Raw genomic sequence first — 17209 nt, forward strand, 5'->3', positions numbered from 1 at the left:
TGCGCGCACGAACCGCGAGGCGATCGCATCGGTTTGGCGGACGTGGCCGAAGGTGAACTGCCGCAGGAACGATCCCAGCGTCGAAGGGGCGTACGGGCGGTCGAAGAGTGTGCCCATCGCCCCGTGGCGCAGCAGGGCCATGTCGTCGATGCTATCCGCGCCTGCGGCCATCCCGGCCACGAGCGAGGCCAGTTTCACTCCACCGTTGGAGCCCTTGTCGGTGGGCACGCTCAGATGCTCGTCACCGAGCCGGTGCAGGCCCGCCCGGTCGGCGAGTTTCATCAGCGGCACGAGGCCGGCGCCCGACACGAGGTTGGGCTCATCGAACGTCGCGAAGCTTACGGGCAGAGTGTGAGATAGTTGCATCTGCGGGATGCCCTTCTTGAATTGGCGATACGGACCTTAAGCAAGTCGTATCTTGCCAGTTCAGAAGGGCATTCTCGCGTTCCCACACCGCGCTAGAAGTTCATCTCATCGGTGGATCCAGGCTTAGGGGGATGCCCATCACGGGCACCGTCAGTATCGCCCATCTGCGTCGCCAGCACAAGAACCGTATCGTTGGGGCGTGTCCGCCCCACGCCCACCGGGCCCCAGGATGTCGCACCGCCCTCGCCGGGTCGCTGCGTTCTTCGACCTGGACAAGACGATCATCGCGACCTCCTCGGTGTTCGCGTTCAACAAGTCGTTCCTCGGCGAGGGACTGCTGTCGCGACGGTCGGTGATCGATCTGGCCTACACGCAGCTCGCGTTCAGCCTGTCCGACGCCGACGACGAGCAGATGCAGAAGGTGCGTCAGGCCATGGCGACCGCCACCAAGGGGTGGTCTCCCGAGCAGGTCGAGCGGATCGTCACCGAGGGACTCAAGGAGACCGTCTCCCCGACCGTGTACGCCGAGGCCCAGGAGTTGCTCGCCGAGCACCGCGCACTGGGCCACGACCTGGTGATCGTGTCCGCCTCGGGCGAGGAGTTGGTGGCGCCGATCGCCCGGATGCTCGGGGTGGACCACTACGCCGGAACGCGGATGAACCGGGACGCCGACGGTCGCTACGGCGGATCGATCGAGTTCTACTGCCAGGGCCCCGGCAAGGCGGAGGCGATCAGCGCGTTCGCGGAGCGCTACGGCTACGACCTCGAGGCGAGCTACGCCTACTCGGACTCCTCCACCGACCTGCCCATGCTCGACATGGTCGGCCACCCGACGGTCATCAACCCCGACCGCGCACTGCGGCGCGAGGCGCTGGAGCGGGGCTGGCCGATCCTGACGTTCGAGAACCCCACTCCGCTGCTGCCCACGCTCGAACGGGCGACCGGGCCGATCGTCGGGGTCGCGGCCATCGTCCTGGCCGTGGGGTCCGCCACCGTGTCGTTCGTCCGGGCCGCGCGACACGCGGGGCGGTAGCGCGGACCATCGGGTGCGCGCGGCGGCGGGGCGGGCCCGTGCGGTGCGTCGGCAACACCTCATCATCGGCGTCGGCGACGGGCGCGGGCGATAGCCGGACTCCCCCACGAGTTCCCGTGTTCCTTGTGCGATCCCACCATCGCCCCGGGCCGGTCACAGGCGGCATGCTCAGGGCACGGTGGTGAAGACGCCAGGACCGGGACGGAAGAGAAGTCACGGCCCCCCGCCCTCCTCACCGTCATCGACATTCGGAAACCCACGCGACGGATAACGCCCGAGAGGCAACACCAGCCGTGGGTCCGCGCCAGCTGTCACCGACGGTTGTCCCGGACCGGCGACACGGCGGACCACAGGACGCTTGGTACCCGGATCTCTCGATGGACCGCAGTGAATTGGCGGGTCGACTCCGGTCGGCCCGCCATTCGCGCGCGCCCGGCCCGTTCGGCCACCGGCGCGCTCCGCTTAGCCCCCGGCTGCGTCGGCGATCGAGGTGGCCTCGCGCGCGCCGGCCTCGAGGGCTCTACAGCAATGGAGGAGCCATTCGGTCACGCCCTCCCCGGTTCCCCCCATGTATCCCTCGATCGCGGCCCGGTGCGCCTCCGGGTCCCGATAGAAGGTCACCTCGGGCACGCCCAGGCAGTGGGGGTCGAGCCCGGTCGACACCCCGACCAGGCGGAACGCCGCCCGGGCTACGATCCCGTCCGCGGACCCGAACGGTCGCAGGCCCAAGAGTTCGCCGAGGACGACCGCGGCGAGGACGGGCGCCGGCGCGCGGGTGCCTCCGGTGACCAACTCGGCGAGGCCCTGGAGACGCTCGGCGACTCCCTCCTCCGGGCGCGGCCGACCGAGACCCTGCGGGTCCACCCCGGGCCCGGACGCCGCGAGGAGGTGCAGATGGGCGAGTTCCTGGAGGGGCGAGCGGGTCCACACGGACACGGCGCGGTCGAGCGACTCGCCCGTCAGTTCCCCGGCCACGCGCAGCGCTGCCGAGAGCACCTCGTCCTGCTCGCCGTCGGTGTCCAGGCGGACGGACGCGCCTTCGACGCCGGCCGATGCGCGGGCACCGCGCAACACCGATTCGGCGGCGGTGGTGGGCCATCCGCGGCGGTTGGCGGGGTGTCGGTGCACCGAGGCGAGGGCTGCCCGGGCGGCGTCCGCGGCCTCGGCCACACCGGGCAGGGCGAGGAGCGGGGCGAGCGGGTCGGGGGCGGTGGAGGTCACGGGTCGAGGTTACCGACCCGGCGCGAATCGGCCGACACAGGTGATTTTCAGCTGCCTCAACCGGTGTCGAGCTGGTGTAATCAGCCCAATCCGTCGGGGCACGCGCCCGGCTCAGCCCCTACACCTCGATCCCGGAGGCCCTCGTGAATCTCAAGGACCAGCTCGACGCGCTGCTCGACGCGACCGCCTTCGACTCGACCGGGGCCAAGGTCGGCACCGTGCGCCAGATCTACGTTGACGATGCCAGTGGCAAGGCGACGTTCGCGACCGTCGCCACCGGGATCTTCTCCGCCGACGCGATCGTCCCTCTCCACGGCGCGCGACTCCTCGATGACGAACTCCATGTCGACCACACCCGCGCCGTCATCCGCGACTCCCCGCGCCCCGACAACACCGAGGACGCCCTCACGCCGGAGCAGGAGGCCAGGTTGCTGGAGTACTACGGCATCGAGACCCTCACGCGGCTTCGCGGAACCTCCGCGTCCGGGCCCGGGACGGCGACCGGGGAGTCGGCGCCGAGCGGCGGAACGGAGCCGAGCGCGGGCAAGACGGCAGGCGCCGGGAAGGCGCCGAGCGCCGGGAAGGCCGAGGGCACCGGCAAGACAGCCGTCGCCGACAAGACGGACACGCCGGCGGGTGCGGGCAAGACGGACAGCGCCCGGACGACCAGCGGCAGGCCGGCGAGCGGGGGCGGGGCCGCGGTCGGAGCCAGCGCAGAGGGAACGAGCACGTCGCCTGGCACCGGCGCAGCACGCCGTCCGGCTACCCCACCCGCATCGACCGGGGCCACGGCGCCGAAGGGCGCGACGTCGGGGGGCGGGAACAAGCCGCCGACGACGACGAACTCCGCTGCCTCGTCCTCGTCGACCGACACCCCGGAGCCCGCGAAGTCCTCCGGCCCGGGGCCCGCCACACCCGCCGGGCCACCGTCCGACGACGGCTCCTCGAAGGGCGAGAACCCCCCTCGCGAGTGAACGGAATCGGACAGGCCTCCCCCGACCTCCCCCCGCCGGGCCAGATCCCGAACACGGTGCGCCGCATGTGACTACGCTCACATACATCGGTCCGGTCGCTTCCGCCGTGACGATCCCGGCCGTCCGTGAAATCTGATCCCGAGAGAGAGCCGCTGATGACCGCTCCCGAGCACGACCAGTCCTTCGCTCCCGACCCCGACTTCGCCGCGCAGGCCAATGCGCAGGCCGACCTCTACGACAGCGCGTCGAGCGACCGTCTCGCCTTCTGGGAGGAGCAGGCTCGGCGACTCGACTGGGACACCGAGTGGACCGAGGTCCTGGACTGGTCTGACGCGCCGGTCGCCAAGTGGTTCGTGGGTGGCAAGCTCAACGTGGCCTACAACTGTGTCGACCGCCACGTGGAGGCCGGCAACGGCGATCGTGTGGCCATCCACTGGATCGGCGAGCCCGGCGACGACGCCCGCGACATCACCTACGCCGAACTCAAGGACGAGGTCAGCCGGGCGGCCAACTACCTCAGCTCGCTCGGCCTCGTCGCCGGTGACCGCGTGGCCATCTACATGCCCCTGCTGCCCGAGGTCTACATCGCGATGCTCGCGTGTGCCCGCCTGGGCCTGACCCACTCCGTGGTGTTCGCCGGTTTCTCGCCGAACGCGCTGCGTTCCCGCATCGATGACGCGGAGGCGAAGCTCGTCATCACCGCCGACGGGCAGTTCCGGCGCGGTAAGCCCGCACCGCTGAAGGCCGGGGTCGACGACGCGCTCTCCGGAAACGGCGTCGATGCCGACGGCGACGCCGAGTCCGTGCAGAACGTGCTCGTGGTCCGCCGGACCGGTCTCGACGTGGACTGGACCGACGGCCGTGACGTCTGGTGGGACGAGGCGATGTCCGAGCAGTCCACCGAGCACACGCCGGAGGCTTTCGACTCGGAGCACCCGCTGTTCCTGCTCTACACCTCCGGCACGACCGGCAAGCCCAAGGGCATCGTCCACACCTCGGGCGGGTACCTCACCCAGTCCGCGTACACCCACCACAACGTCTTCGACCACAAGCCCGGCGAGGACGTCTACTGGTGCACGGCGGACGTCGGCTGGGTCACGGGCCACACCTACGGCGTGTACGCCCCGCTGGCCAACGGCGCCGAGTGCATCGTCTACGAGGGAACCCCGAACTCGCCCGACGAGCACCGTCACTTCCAGATCATCGAGAAGTACGGCGTCACCATCTACTACTCCGCGCCGACCCTGATCCGGACGTTCATGAAGTGGGGCAACGAGATCCCGGCCGCGCACGACCTGTCCTCGATCCGCCTGCTCGGTTCGGTCGGCGAGCCGATCAACCCGGAGGCGTGGCGCTGGTACCGCGAGAACATCGGCGGCGGCAAGGCTCCCATCGTCGACACCTGGTGGCAGACCGAGACCGGCGCGATCATGATCTCCCCGCTCCCGGGCGTCACCGAGACCAAGCCCGGTTCCGCCATGCGGCCGCTGCCCGGTATCGAGGTCGCCATCGTGGACGGCGACGCCAAGGAGGTCGCGACGGACGAGCAGGGCTTCCTCGTGATCACCGAGCCGTGGCCGGCCATGCTCCGCGGCATCTGGGGCGACATGGAGCGCTATCGCGACACCTACTGGTCCCGGTTCGCCGAGGAGGGCTACTACTTCGCCGGTGACGGCGCCAAGTGGGACGCCGACGGCGCACTGTGGGTGCTCGGTCGCGTCGACGACGTCATGAACATCTCCGGTCACCGCATCTCGACCTCCGAGGTCGAATCGGCCCTCGTCGGTCACCGCGCGGTCGCCGAGGCCGCGGTCGTCGGCGCCAACGACGAGACCACCGGCCAGGCGATCGTCGCGTACGTGATCCTGCGGGGCAACGTGGACGCCGAGGAGGATCGTCAGAAGCTCATCGACGAGCTGCGGGCCGAGGTGTCGCGGGAGATCTCCCCGATCGCCAAGCCCCGCGACATCACGATCGTGCCCGAGCTGCCCAAGACGCGGTCCGGCAAGATCATGCGTCGCCTGCTCAAGGACATGGCCGAGGGCCGCGACGGCGGCGACACCTCGACCCTGTCGGATCCGACGATCATGGACCAGATCCGCGAGAAGGGCACGCGCGGCTGACGGGTAGCGGGTGAACACCGCCACGTGACGTGGCACGATGGACGACGGTGCATCCGTCGCCGGACTATGGAGGAACAACCGTGAGCCACGCCCAGGGAACGCACAAGCCGACCGAGGCCTCGATCCCCTTGCATGACGCTGACTCGATCGGCCGTGGCGACGCCAGTATCGGCACCCTGGTCAAGAACGCCACGACGCAGGTGTCGACACTGGTCCGTGCCGAGATCGAGCTGGCGAAGACCGAGGTCACCGAGCAGGTGAAGAAGGCGGCGACCGGGTCCGGCTTCTTCGTCGCGGCCCTCGTCCTGCTGCTGATGTCCTTCTTCCCGTTCGTGTTCATGTGGGCCAAGCTCATCTCGATGTGGTTCGGCACCAAGACCTGGGACTGGATGGGCTTCCTCATCGTGTTCGTCGTCCTGGTCCTGCTCGCGGCGGTGTTCGGGCTACTCGGCTACCGCAAGGTCAAGAAGATCCGGAAGCCGCAGCGCACCATCGACTCGGTGTCGGACCTGAAGCTGGCCATGCCCAAAGGCAACGAGCCCCGGCCCGGCACGGTGCGTGTCACCGAGACGCCCTTGCCCGCGTCGAAATCCTGAGAACTCCCGCTCACCGGCCGCCCGACCCGTCGATCGTCAGGATCGACGGGTCGTGGCGGCATCGTGACGTCTCGGCCAACGGCATCCGACTGCACATCGCCGAGGCGCTGCCGGCCGACAACCCGCCGGGCCGGCTCCCCCCTCTGGTCCTCCTGATCCACGGTCTCAGTGGCATCTGGTGGACGATGCGCGCACCCATGCTCGCGCTGGCCGATGCCGGATTCCACGCCGTCGCCGTCGATCTCCGGGGCCACGGCGACTCCGACAAGCCGCCGCGCGGTTACGACGGGTGGACCCTGGCCGCGGACATGACCAACCTCATCCGGGCCCTCGGTCACTCCTCGGCGGTGGTCGTCGGCCAGGGCGAGGGCGGATTCATCGCATGGACCGCCGCCTACCGCCGGCCACGCGCGGTGCGGGGCCTCGTCGTCGTCGGCTCCCCCCACCCGGTCGCCACCCGGCGCGCGGCACTGCTCGACCGCTCCCAACGTCACGCTTTGGTGCCTCGCCTGCTCGCGGACCAGGCGCCGCGATTGCCCGAACGCCACCTCACCCGCGACGGCGCCGCAGCGGTCGAGGAGATGCTCCGCAGTCGATCCGGGCCCACGTGGCCCGGCACCGAGGATTTCCGCGAATCCGCCGACCTGCTCAGGCGGTCCATGCTCATCCCCAAGGTCGCCCACCTGACATTGGAGAGCCGCCGCTGGATGGTTCGGAGCCAGTTCCGTCCGGACGGCCGCGACTTCCGCCGCGCGGTCTCCGGTGTCCTGCCGCAGCCCGTGCTGGGGATCAGCGGCGCCGAGGACCGGTTCATCCTGCCGGCGACCGTCCGTGCGTCCTCGGCCTGGGCGCGTGACTTCACCACCGAACTGGTCCCGGGGGCCGGGCACTACCCCGCGATGGAGGCCCCGGACGCCACATCCCGGCTGATCGTGGACTTCGCGCGGCGCGTCACCCCGCTCTGAGCCGGCTGCACTCCGCCCCTCCGACCGGGCTCCCGCCGGCTCGGCGGGGTCGGCCCACCGCGCTCCCGCCGGCCGGGCCCCGCGGTGATCAACCGGGCAGCCCCACGCACCGCCCCGTCGAGACCGACTCCTGCGCAGCGACCGCGAGCTGGAGCTGCGGCAGCACCTGCTCCACGGTCAGCGCGTACCCGGTGTCCGCGGCGTCCATCGCGGCGCCGAACACCACGCCGGCGACCTGCCCCTCCGGGGTGACCAGCGGTCCGCCGGAATTGCCCTCGCGCACGGAGCCCCGCAGGATGTACACCTCGCGCTCGACGGTCTGCTCGCGGTAGATGTCCGGGCCGCGCAGGGTCACACGCTCACGGATCCGCGCCGCGTCCGGACGGTAGGGCCCGTTGCCCGGGTAGCCCACGACGATCGCGTCATCGCCGGTGCGGGCGCGGTTCTCGGCGAAGGGCAGTACCGGCGCGTCCAGCCCGTCCACGCGCAGGACCGCGATATCCACGCGGGGGTCGTAGACCATCACCTCGGCGTCCAGCTCGTCATCACCGGACACCACGGTCACCGACCCGGTGCCCGCCACGACGTGCGCGTTGGTCATCACGAGCCCCGGTGCGGCCACGAACCCCGACCCCTCCAGCGCGCGGCTGCAGGACTCGGCCCGGCCGCGGATCTTCAGCACGGACGGCTGTACGCGGGTCACCACCTCGGAGCCGGCGAGGACCGGATCGGGCGGTGGGACCTCCTGCATCGGGGTGGTCCCGAAGGGGCCGAGGATGTCCGGGAAACCGGTGGTGCCGAGGACCGAGGTGAACGTCGCGGGGATCCGTTGCAGCTGTTCGGGGGCGACGTCGTCGATCTTGGCCAGCACGGACGACCCTCGCACCGCCTTGCCCAGCCCGGGTCCCTCCTGCGCGGCGATGGGCACCGCGACCAGCCAGGCCACGAGCAGCATGGCAGCGGACTGGAGGACGGCGCCCACCGTGCTGTCGAGGAGTCGTGCACCGGATCCGGCGATGTAGCGCCTGGCGGCGCGGCCGATCGTGACGCCGGCGACCTGCCCGATGATCACCATCACCGCGATGATCGCCAGCCCCGCGGACAGCCTGCCGAACGGCGAGTCGATCTCCCGCACGAGGTGCGGGGCCACCAGCAGTCCGGAGGTCGCGCCGATGCCCACTCCGAGCAACGCGAAGCCCGACGCGGCGGCCCCGTTGATCCAGCCCGAGATCGCCGCGGCCGCGGCGAGTGCGAACAGTGCCAGGTCGAGCCATTGCGAGCCCGTCACCGGTACCCCCTCCGAGGATTGTCCGCGGGCAGGTCGAGCGACTCCTCGCCGTCGGCGGGCTGCTCGCCGTCCCCGGCCAGCTCGCCGCCGGGGGCCGTGCCACCGGCGACGGCGCCGTCGGCGGCGCGCGCGCTCAGCCCGGGGACGCCGGCGACGGTGCGATCGGCCAGTGGGTCCGCGGATTCGCGGCGGGCCTCCTCCGCCGACATGCGGTGCTGCTCCCCGTTCGCGGACGCGGCCAGGGTCTTCTCGAGGTCCCGGATGTCGGACGTGTCCCAGTCCAGGTCCCATCCGGCGGAGTGGAACATCGCGGCGAGGATGCCGGCGGTGAAGCCCCACACGACGAGGTCGTCGTGCTGGAACGCCGGGCCGGTCCACCCGGTGGTGTGCCGGAGCAGGAATCGGTTGGCGGGATCGAGCAGCTCGTCGACCGGCACGGTCATCACGCGCGCGGTCTCCCCCGGGTCCACGACGTCGACCTCCATCGGCTCCCGCCAGTATCCGAGCACCGGTGCGACGGAGTAGTTCGAGACCGGGATGTACAGCTCGGGGAGCACCGCGAGCACGTCCACCCCGTGGGGGTCGAGGCCGGTCTCCTCCCACGCCTCACGCAGCGCGGCCTCCACCGGGCCGCTGTCCGTGTCGTCGACGCCGCCGCCGGGGAACGAGATCTGACCCGAGTGGTTGCGCAGCGTGGGGGCCCGGTGGGTGAGCAGGACGCGGGCATCGGTGGGCGGCCGGGGGCCGGGCGCGTCCTCCGAGCCGGAGAACAGCACCAGGACGGCGGCGTCGCGGTGCGGTCGGCCGACCTCGTTGGGACCGCGGTCCTCGGGCGGGCGCCGTCTCGGCAGCAACCCGTCGAAGCTGCCGTCGGTGCACGCCGTCATGAGGGGGTCCATCCAAGCGGGGTGCGGGACGCCGGTGACGTCGCCGGGCCGGGGCGCGGGCCCGTTCGCGGGGTTGCTCACGCGGTCACTCCCAGGTGTTCGGCGACGGCGTCCAGCACGTCCTGCTCGCTGTCCATGGGCTCGACCAGCACGTGCGCGATCGTCCCGTCGGCGCGGACGAATAGCGTCAGCGGCAGGACGGGTGGCGCGCCGAGCACGGCCGGCAGCTCCTCCTCCTGGTCGGAGACCGAGATCAGTTCCTCGATGCCCAGCGCGGCGAGGGTGTCGAAACCCTTGGTCTCGGACGGGTCCGTGTGCGAGAGCACCACCCGCACCTCGTCACCGAGGGTGGCCTGGGCGTCACGGATGGCGGGCAGCTCACGGCGGCACGGTTCGCACCAGTAGGCCCACATGTTGACCACCATGGGCGTGCCGGCCTGGATCTTGCCGAGCGTGGTGGTGGAGCCGTCGTCCATGCAGCGCACCATCAGTCCGGCGACGGGGCCGGTGGTGGTGGCGGGCACGGCGCTGTCGCGGCAGGCGGGGAGCCCGGCCTCGGCGCGGACCGCGGGGTCCACGACGGTGCGCGGCTCGTCCGCGGGCGGGGCGCCCACGGGAGGTGCGGTGGGGGCGGCGGTCGGGTCGCCGGACCCGTCGTCGGTATCACCGAACGTGGAGAGAAGTGCGACGACGACGCCGATCATCGCCACGAGAGCGACCAGCGACCACCGGGCTGAGGCGCTCACGCGTGGTCCCCCAGTCCGACCAGTTCCAGCAGGTGGTCGCGCTCGGGTCCCGCCACGAGGCGGGCGGCGGCGACCGGCTCGAGCGGGCCGGCCTCGCCCGCGGACGGGCAGTCGTCGGCCAGCACACACGCCCCACAGGCCGCGGTCCGGGCGTGGCACACCCGGCGACCGTGGAAGATGATCCGGTGGCTCGCGTCGGTCCAGGAGGCCCGCGGCAGCATGCGCGACACTTCGCGCTCGATGCGGACGGCGTCCGTGGCCTCGGTCCACTTCCAGCGGTTCACCAACCGGATGAAGTGGGTGTCGACCGGCAGACCCGGGATCCCGAATGCGTTGCCCAACACCACGTTGGCCGTCTTCCGTCCGAATCCCGGGAGGGTGACCAGGTCCTCGAGCCGCTGCGGCACCTCGCCGTCGTACCTCTCCACGAGCGCCGCGCCCAGGCCCTGGATGCTCCGCGCCTTGTTGCGGTAGAAGCCCGTCGGCCGGATGAACTCCTCCAGCTCCTCCCGGTCCGCCCCCGCGTAGTCGGCGGCGGTCCGGTAGCGCGCGAACAGTGCCGGCGTGACCTCGTTGACCCGCTTGTCCGTGCACTGGGCGGACAGGATCGTCGCCACGCTCAGTTCCAGCGGGTTGGTGAAGTCGAGCTCGCAGTAGACGTGCGGGAACGCCTCCTCGAGGGCGCGGAGCATGCGTCTCGCGCGCCGGGTGCGCCCGAGGTCGGTCTCCACCCCCCTCGCGGCCACCCCTCGTCTGCGGCGCTTCACGGCTGGAGCTGGGTCGGGCATGAGTCCACATTACGGCTCGGCGCCCCGACGGCGCGGAACCGCCGCCCCGGGTGCGTGTGCGTCCCGCGGTCCGGGGGTGGATAATCGGACAGATGCAGGGAATCCTCGTCGTCCTGGTGCCGGTCCTCCTCGCCGGATTCGCACTACTCATGGACCGTTTCGAGAACGCGATCCTCGACGAACCCGAACAGATCGACGTCTGAACCATCCCGCTGATCGCGCGTCGCCACCACCACCGACGCGCTTACGACTACAGTGGTTTTCGCCACACGCACGCCATGGCACGGACACGCATGTCCGCGCCCGAACGGAGGGTCACAGACTGTGACGATTGATCGCCGCACGGACCAGTCTGCCGACGACGTCCTCACCAGAGCCGGAATCTTCCAGGGGGTGGAGCCGGCGGCGGTCTCCGCCCTGCGTTCCGACCTGACCAGCGAGGAGTACTCGAAGGGTGACGTGATCATCCGCGAGGGCGAGCAGGGCGACAGCCTGTACATCGTCACCTCCGGCAAGGTGAAGCTCTCCCGGAAGGCCCCCGACGGTCGCGAGAACCTGCTCTCCATCCTCGGGCCGTCCGACATGTTCGGCGAGCTCTCCATCTTCGACCCCGGCCCGCGCACCTCGTCGGCCGTGTGTGTCACCGACGTGTCTGTGCAGGCCATGGACCGCTCGGCCCTCAAGCGCTGGATCGCCGAGCGTCCGGAGATCTCCGACCAGCTGCTGCGCGTGCTGGCCCGCCGCCTGCGCCGCACCAACAACAACCTCGCCGACCTCATCTTCACCGACGTGCCCGGCCGCGTGGCCAAGGCCCTGCTGCAGCTCGCGCAGCGCTTCGGCACGCAGGAGGGCGGCAACATCCGCGTGACGCACGACCTCACGCAGGAGGAGATCGCCCAGCTCGTCGGCGCCTCCCGCGAGACGGTGAACAAGGCGCTGGCCGAGTTCGCGCACCGCGGCTGGCTGCGGCTCGAGGGCAAGAGCGTCATCATCTCCGACACCGAGCGGCTGGCCCGCCGCGCCCGCTGACGCCCCAGCCCCGGCCCCGGCCCCGGCTGCAGACCCAGCCCCAGCCCCCGCCCCGAAATCCGCTACCCGTAATAGGGATCCGCTAGTCCAATCCGACCAGCCGATCCCTATTCCGAGTAGCGGATTCTTGGTTGCCGGCGGGCGACGCTCTTACGCCGCGCGGCCAAGTCCGAGTTGCTCCTGCCGACGCATCGCGTCCTTCACCCGCCGGACGATCACGTCCGGACGCCGCAGGTCATCCCATACCCAGCGAATCACCACGTAGCCGGCATCTTCCAGATCGCGCTGCCTGTGGCGTTCGCGGCTCAGTGCTTCCCGTATCTCCTGCGGGCTGTTCCCGTATTTGCCGAAGCCGTCCGCCTCGCCGATGAGCCTCCATTCTCGCCAGTAGAAGTCCACGCGGAACCGCTTGCCGCTCCGGCCCGACAGCCACACCTGCATCTCGGGCTGCGGGAGACCCGCGAACACCAGGATCAGCCGTATCAACGATTCCAGAACCGATTCCGCCAACCCGCATGTCAGCTCCGGCAGCGCCCGCGCGCGCCCGACACCCGTGCGCCCCTTCGCCAGACCCGCCTCGTCCTGGAGTTCTGGGCGCGACAGCATGCCTCGGCGGATGGCCTGATCGGCAGCAGCCACGCCGCTCTCCAGGCTCACCGTCCGTGCGACGTCGATGATCGTCCTGGCGGGAGAGGTCAACTGGATGCCGTCGACGAGTCTGGTCGCCCCCTCCACGGGCAGGGTGAAGCACACGAGCGCCGAACTGCGCCGCGTTCCGCCGCCCTCGCGTGGCCGGGTGGCGGTGGGCCGGTCCAAGGAGATCCCGTGGAGCGGCAGCCCGTAGAGCGCGAGGGCGGAACCGTGCGACATCACCGTCCCGGGTTCCACCGCGAGCGCGGCCGCCCGAGTTCGTTCGAGGAACTCCCGCTCCCTGCGGACGTAATCGGGCCCGCTCCCGGCGGGCGCCTCCTCCGGCTCGTGGGCGTAGACGCCGGACCGCACCCGCCGTAGCGTTCCGGCGCCGATCCGCCTGTTGATCTCATCGTGGTCCAGGCCGCTGCGGGCGAGCTGCGCGAACGTCGAGAGAAAGGGACTGTCGTGGTCGTCTGTCTTTGATGCACCCATGTTCGGCAGTCTCGCCCACGCCGACACGCGCACTCCCGCTGTAACCCGCGATATGCAGGCCGCCTGTGGAGAAATCCTCCCTGTGGACAATCTCCCCCGCATCCCCGCGCCCCACCCAAATCCGCTAGCCGGAATCCGGATCGGCGACTCCAATTCGACTAGCCGATCCCCATTCGGACTAGCCGATTTTCGCGAATGGTCGGGCGGGTCGGGCGGGTCGGGCGGGTCGGGCGGGGCGGGGCGGGCGGGTCAGGTCGCGGGCGGGTCAGGCGTTGGCCGCGCTACCCGTGCCCTCCGTGCCCCCTGTATCCAGGCGGTCGAGGTAGCGCAGCGCGACCTTGGTGGACTGCTCGGCCACCTTGAGCAGGAACGGCGTCACGTCGCGGTAGATGTGCTGCGTGATCGCCTCGGCCGAGGCGTCGCGCCCCAACTCGGCCCGGGCGGCGATGATCTGGTCGAGTCGATCGCGCCGGTGCCGACCGAGTACCTGGGCCGCGCGGCCGGTGTTCTCCACGTCGGGCCCGTGCCCCGGGATGCCGATCACCCCGTCGGCCCGCGCCGCGAGCAGATCCATGCTGCCGAGGTAGTCGCCGAGATCGCCGTCGGTCGAGTCCAGCACCGTCGAATCCCGGCCGAGGATCGTGTCCCCGAGGACCACGCAGTCCGGCCGAGCCGTGAACCCGGTGCCCGCGGCCCGCACCTCGAGACTGATCGAATCGGCCGTGTGCCCCGGGGTGGCCAGCACGATGATGTCCAGTCCGGCGGCGTGGATCACCTCGTCGTCGTCACCGCCCGTCACCAACGGCGCGGCGTCGCGGCAGAACCGCTTCTCCACGGCCCTGACGGGGGCGGAGGTGAATCCGCGCAGGTGATCGATGCCGTCGGTGTGGTCGCCGTGACGATGGGTGACGACGACGAGCTCGATCTCCCCCACGATGGCCGCGATCCGCTCGGCGTGCGCGAGGTCGTCGGGCCCGGGGTCCACCACCACGCAGGTGTGCGACCCCGGGGCCCGCAGGATGACGGTGTTGGTCCCCTCGAAGGTCATCTCGGAGGGGTTGTCGCAGAGGATGACCCCGGACAGCTCCGTGACGGGCCGGAGGGTCTCGTACGCCGGGAAGCTGATCGGGGCCAGGCCTGCGGACATCGCGTCTATCCCTCGACCTCGACCACGAGCTCGACCTCGACGGGCGCGTTCAGTGGCAGCTCGGACACGCCGACCGCCGACCGGGCGTGGACGCCGGCGTCGCCGAAGATCTCACCGAGCACGTCGGAGGCGCCGTTGAGGACACCCGGCTGCCCGCTGAAGCCGGGCGCGGAGGCGACGAACCCGACCACCTTGACGACCTTCACCACCGAATCGATGCCGACGAGCCCGTCGACGGCCGCCAGCGCGTTGAGTGCGCAGGTGCGGGCCAGGTCGGCGGCCTGCTCGGCGGTGACCTCGGCCCCCACCTTGCCCGTGGCCGCCAGGGCGCCGTCGACCATGGGCAGCTGCCCGGAGGTGTAGACGAACGCGCCGGTGCGCACCGCCGGGACGTAGTTCGCGACCGGCGGGACGACCGTCGGCAGCTCCAGACCCAGCTGGTCGAGCTTGCGGGTCCAGTAGCCGGCGGTCTCGGTCTCGGGCATCAGAGCTGTCGCTTCATGTAGGCGACGTGCTGCTCACCCGTGGGGCCGGGCAGAACGGAGACCAGCTCCCAGCCGTCGCCTCCCCACTGGTCGAGGATCTGCTTGGTGGCGTGCGTCAGCAGCGGGACCGTCACGTACTCGAACCGGGCTGCTCCAGTGGATTCGCTCATGTGCCCCACTCTAGGTAAGTCACGAGCGCCCCGCGCGCGGTGGTGTGAGCGCTTAGTGTGGAACGCATGCCGTCCACGATGAGTCCAGGTACGCGGTCGACACGATCGACCATCGCCGACGAGCTGTCCACCGGGTGGTCCGACAGCTCCGAACGGGCCGAGTTGCACTACGTCTCGGGGAAGGGCGGAACCGGCAAGACGACCGTCGCCACCTCCCTGGCGCTGGCGCTGGCCTCCACCGGCAAGCGGGTGTTGCTGGTGGAGGTGGAGGAACGCCAGGGCATCGCCCGGATCTTCGACCGCGCCCCCCTGCCGTACCGCGAGGAACTCGTGGCCAGGGTCGACGGCGGCGGCAAGGTGTTCGCGCTGGCGATCGACATCGAGGCCGCGATGCTCGACTACCTCGACACCTTCTACCGCCTCGGGGTGGTGGGCAAGGTGATGAAGTCGGTCGGTGCCATCGAGTTCGCGACCACCATCGCGCCCGGACTCAAGGACGTCCTGCTCACCGGCAAGATCTACGAGGTCGTCGCGCGCGAGCACGCCAAGCGTGAAGTCGTCTACGACGCCGTCGTGGTGGACGCCCCGCCCACGGGCCGGATCGGCAAGTTCCTCGACGTCACCACCGCGATGGCCGACCTCGCCGGCGGGGGCGGACCCATCCGTCGCCAGGCGGAGGCCGTGGCCGAGCTGGTCCACTCCACCCGCACGGTCGTGCACCTGGTGACGCTGTTGGAGTCACTGCCGGTGCAGGAGACCATCGAGGCGATCGCCGAACTCAAGAGCCACGGACTGCGGGTCGGCCAGGTGATCATCAACCGCGCCGAGACCCGTCACCTCGGAGACGAGGCACTCCAGCGGATCGCCGAGGAGGACATCGACGCCGAGGCGGTCGCGGACGGCCTCGACAAGACCGGCGTGGAGGTCGACGACGAGGGCCTGCAGGGGCTGCTGGTCCAGGCCATCGAGCACGCCCGCGTGGCCCGCGGCCAACTCCGCGCCGGCGAGACGCTCACCTCCGCCGCCTGCCCCACCCTCGTGCTGCCGGCGCTGCCCAACGGGGTGGAGGTCGCGGACCTCTACGACCTCGCCTCCGCCCTCGTCGACCAGGGAGTCCACTGACATGACACGTCGCCTCGACATCACCGCCATGCTCACCGACCCCGCCACCCGGGTGGTGGTGTGCACCGGCGCCGGCGGCGTGGGCAAGACGACCACCGCCGCGGCGGTCGCCCTGCGGGCCGCCGAACTGGGCCGCGACACGGTCGTGTTGACCATCGACCCGGCCCGTCGCCTCGCGCAGGCCCTCGGCATCGACGAGTTGTCCAACGAACCCTCCCCCGTGGACCTCGGGCAGGAGAAATCCGCCGCCGGCGGGTCACTGCACGCGATGATGCTGGACATGCGCCGTACGTTCGACGAACTGGTGGTGGCCAACACCACGGAGGCCAAGGCCCGGGACATCCTGGACAACCGCTTCTACAAGACGATGGTCACCTCCTTCGCGGGGACCCAGGAGTACATGGCCATGGAGAAGTTGGGGCAGCTCCTCGACGACTCCGCGTGGGACCTCGTCGTCGTCGACACTCCCCCGTCGCGCAACGCACTGGACTTCCTCGACGCACCGCGCCGCCTCGGCGCGTTCCTCGACAGTCGGCTCATGCGGTTGCTCTCCACGCCCGGCCGCGGGGTCGGACGCCTGGTGACCGGCGCGATGAGCACCGCGATGCGCGGCGTGTCCACGGTGGTGGGGTCCTCGATGCTCAAGGACGCCTCCGAGATGGTGGTGGCGCTGGACTCCACGTTCGGCGGGTTCTCCACCCGCGCGTCCCGGACCCAGGCGATCCTGCGCCGCAAGGGCACGGAGTTCCTGGTGGTCTCCTCCGCGGAGCGGCCCGCCCTGCGCGAGGCCGCGTTCTTCGCCGAGCGCCTGTCCGAGGAGAAGATGCCGCTGGCGGGGGTCGTGGTCAACCGCACCCATCCGCGACTGACCGACCTGAGCGCCGAACAGGCCTGCGCGGCCGCCGACCGCCTGGCCGGGGAGAACCCGGAGGCCGAGGCGGTGCTGCGCATCCACGCCGACCGGGCGGGCACCGCCAAGCAGGAGGTCCGACTGCTCGAGTCGTTCACCGACACCCACCCGGACGTGCGGATCGTCGGCGTGCCCTCACTGCCGTTCGAGATCTCCAACCTGGAGGCACTGCGGTCGGTGGGCGACCAACTCTGCGGCTGACGGATACGAGCGCGGCCCGCGGCGGGTGCCGCG

17 protein-coding genes and 1 pseudogene are annotated in these 17209 nt (G+C 70.8%); 8 read left to right on the plus strand and 10 right to left on the minus strand.

Going from position 1 to position 17209, the window contains the following annotated elements; all coding sequences use genetic code 11:
* A pseudogene (locus Q2K20_RS13585) lies at positions 1 to 366 on the minus strand (IS1380 family transposase); the annotation flags it as partial.
* A 199-nt stretch (positions 367 to 565) separates the two neighbouring features.
* Between Q2K20_RS13585 and Q2K20_RS13590 the strand changes: the two are divergent.
* Positions 566 to 1399: an HAD family hydrolase gene (locus Q2K20_RS13590; RefSeq protein ID WP_163375421.1), complete on the plus strand. Its 834-nt coding sequence runs from the start codon at positions 566 to 568 to the stop codon at positions 1397 to 1399.
* A gap of 462 nt (positions 1400 to 1861) precedes the next feature.
* Here the strand turns inward: Q2K20_RS13590 and Q2K20_RS13595 are convergent, their stop codons facing one another.
* Entirely contained in the window at positions 1862 to 2620 is a 759-nt protein-coding gene (locus Q2K20_RS13595) for an oxidoreductase (protein WP_269528915.1), read from the minus strand.
* A gap of 143 nt (positions 2621 to 2763) precedes the next feature.
* On the opposite strand from Q2K20_RS13595, the gene Q2K20_RS13600 reads away from it, so the two are divergent.
* The 4 genes from Q2K20_RS13600 (at position 2764) to Q2K20_RS13615 (ending at position 7278) form a co-directional block, all read left to right on the plus strand.
* On the plus strand, positions 2764 to 3594 hold the full coding sequence (locus tag Q2K20_RS13600; RefSeq protein WP_269528914.1) for a PRC-barrel domain-containing protein: 831 nt from the start codon (positions 2764 to 2766) through the stop codon (positions 3592 to 3594).
* A gap of 155 nt (positions 3595 to 3749) precedes the next feature.
* Positions 3750 to 5717, plus strand: a complete 1968-nt coding sequence (acs, locus tag Q2K20_RS13605) for an acetate--CoA ligase (protein WP_119193268.1) — start codon at positions 3750 to 3752, stop codon at positions 5715 to 5717.
* A gap of 80 nt (positions 5718 to 5797) precedes the next feature.
* Complete coding sequence (locus tag Q2K20_RS13610) at positions 5798 to 6313, plus strand: phage holin family protein (RefSeq protein WP_067711418.1); 516 nt, start codon at positions 5798 to 5800, stop codon at positions 6311 to 6313.
* A 95-nt stretch (positions 6314 to 6408) separates the two neighbouring features.
* The gene (locus tag Q2K20_RS13615) at positions 6409 to 7278 is read left to right on the plus strand and encodes an alpha/beta fold hydrolase (protein ID WP_156776100.1); all 870 of its coding nucleotides are present in this window, start codon (positions 6409 to 6411) and stop codon (positions 7276 to 7278) included.
* An 88-nt stretch (positions 7279 to 7366) separates the two neighbouring features.
* Here the strand turns inward: Q2K20_RS13615 and Q2K20_RS13620 are convergent, their stop codons facing one another.
* The 4 genes from Q2K20_RS13620 to nth are packed head-to-tail and all read right to left on the minus strand — an operon-like array spanning position 7367 to position 10987.
* The gene (locus tag Q2K20_RS13620) at positions 7367 to 8566 is read right to left on the minus strand and encodes a MarP family serine protease (protein ID WP_268099212.1); all 1200 of its coding nucleotides are present in this window, start codon (positions 8564 to 8566) and stop codon (positions 7367 to 7369) included.
* A complete protein-coding gene (locus Q2K20_RS13625) occupies positions 8563 to 9534 on the minus strand; it encodes an NUDIX hydrolase (protein WP_269501675.1) in 972 nt (323 codons plus the stop codon). The genes Q2K20_RS13620 and Q2K20_RS13625 overlap by 4 nt, the downstream gene beginning before the upstream one ends.
* A complete protein-coding gene (locus Q2K20_RS13630) occupies positions 9531 to 10199 on the minus strand; it encodes a TlpA family protein disulfide reductase (protein ID WP_096906150.1) in 669 nt (222 codons plus the stop codon). The genes Q2K20_RS13625 and Q2K20_RS13630 overlap by 4 nt, the downstream gene beginning before the upstream one ends.
* Positions 10196 to 10987, minus strand: coding sequence for an endonuclease III (nth, locus tag Q2K20_RS13635; protein ID WP_132062782.1), 792 nt, complete (start codon positions 10985 to 10987; stop codon positions 10196 to 10198). The genes Q2K20_RS13630 and nth overlap by 4 nt, the downstream gene beginning before the upstream one ends.
* A 324-nt stretch (positions 10988 to 11311) precedes the next feature.
* On the opposite strand from nth, the gene Q2K20_RS13640 reads away from it, so the two are divergent.
* On the plus strand, positions 11312 to 12016 hold the full coding sequence (locus Q2K20_RS13640; RefSeq protein ID WP_096906152.1) for a Crp/Fnr family transcriptional regulator: 705 nt from the start codon (positions 11312 to 11314) through the stop codon (positions 12014 to 12016).
* Between the two features lie 150 nt (positions 12017 to 12166).
* Here Q2K20_RS13640 and Q2K20_RS13645 read toward each other — a convergent pair whose 3' ends face one another.
* From Q2K20_RS13645 to Q2K20_RS13660, 4 genes are all read right to left on the minus strand, one after another.
* The gene (locus Q2K20_RS13645; RefSeq protein WP_185951131.1) at positions 12167 to 13168 is read right to left on the minus strand and encodes a hypothetical protein; all 1002 of its coding nucleotides are present in this window, start codon (positions 13166 to 13168) and stop codon (positions 12167 to 12169) included.
* Positions 13169 to 13406: 238 nt separating this feature from the next.
* Complete coding sequence (locus Q2K20_RS13650) at positions 13407 to 14288, minus strand: MBL fold metallo-hydrolase (protein ID WP_132064022.1); 882 nt, start codon at positions 14286 to 14288, stop codon at positions 13407 to 13409.
* Between the two features lie 5 nt (positions 14289 to 14293).
* A complete protein-coding gene (locus Q2K20_RS13655; protein ID WP_132064023.1) occupies positions 14294 to 14773 on the minus strand; it encodes a RidA family protein in 480 nt (159 codons plus the stop codon).
* Positions 14773 to 14943: a DUF4177 domain-containing protein gene (locus Q2K20_RS13660; RefSeq protein ID WP_096906156.1), complete on the minus strand. Its 171-nt coding sequence runs from the start codon at positions 14941 to 14943 to the stop codon at positions 14773 to 14775. Before Q2K20_RS13660 ends, Q2K20_RS13655 begins: the two co-directional genes overlap by 1 nt.
* Positions 14944 to 15009: 66 nt before the next feature.
* Here Q2K20_RS13660 and Q2K20_RS13665 point away from each other — a divergent pair, with 66 nt between their 5' ends.
* Entirely contained in the window at positions 15010 to 16065 is a 1056-nt protein-coding gene (locus tag Q2K20_RS13665; RefSeq protein ID WP_083249591.1) for an ArsA-related P-loop ATPase, read from the plus strand.
* 1 nt (position 16066) lies between these two features.
* Positions 16067 to 17176, plus strand: coding sequence for an ArsA family ATPase (locus Q2K20_RS13670; RefSeq protein ID WP_067716252.1), 1110 nt, complete (start codon positions 16067 to 16069; stop codon positions 17174 to 17176).
* Positions 17177 to 17209 lie beyond the last annotated feature (33 nt).

Source organism: Dietzia sp. IN118, assembly GCF_032905965.1.
Classification (GTDB): Bacteria; Actinomycetota; Actinomycetes; order Mycobacteriales; family Mycobacteriaceae; genus Dietzia; species Dietzia kunjamensis.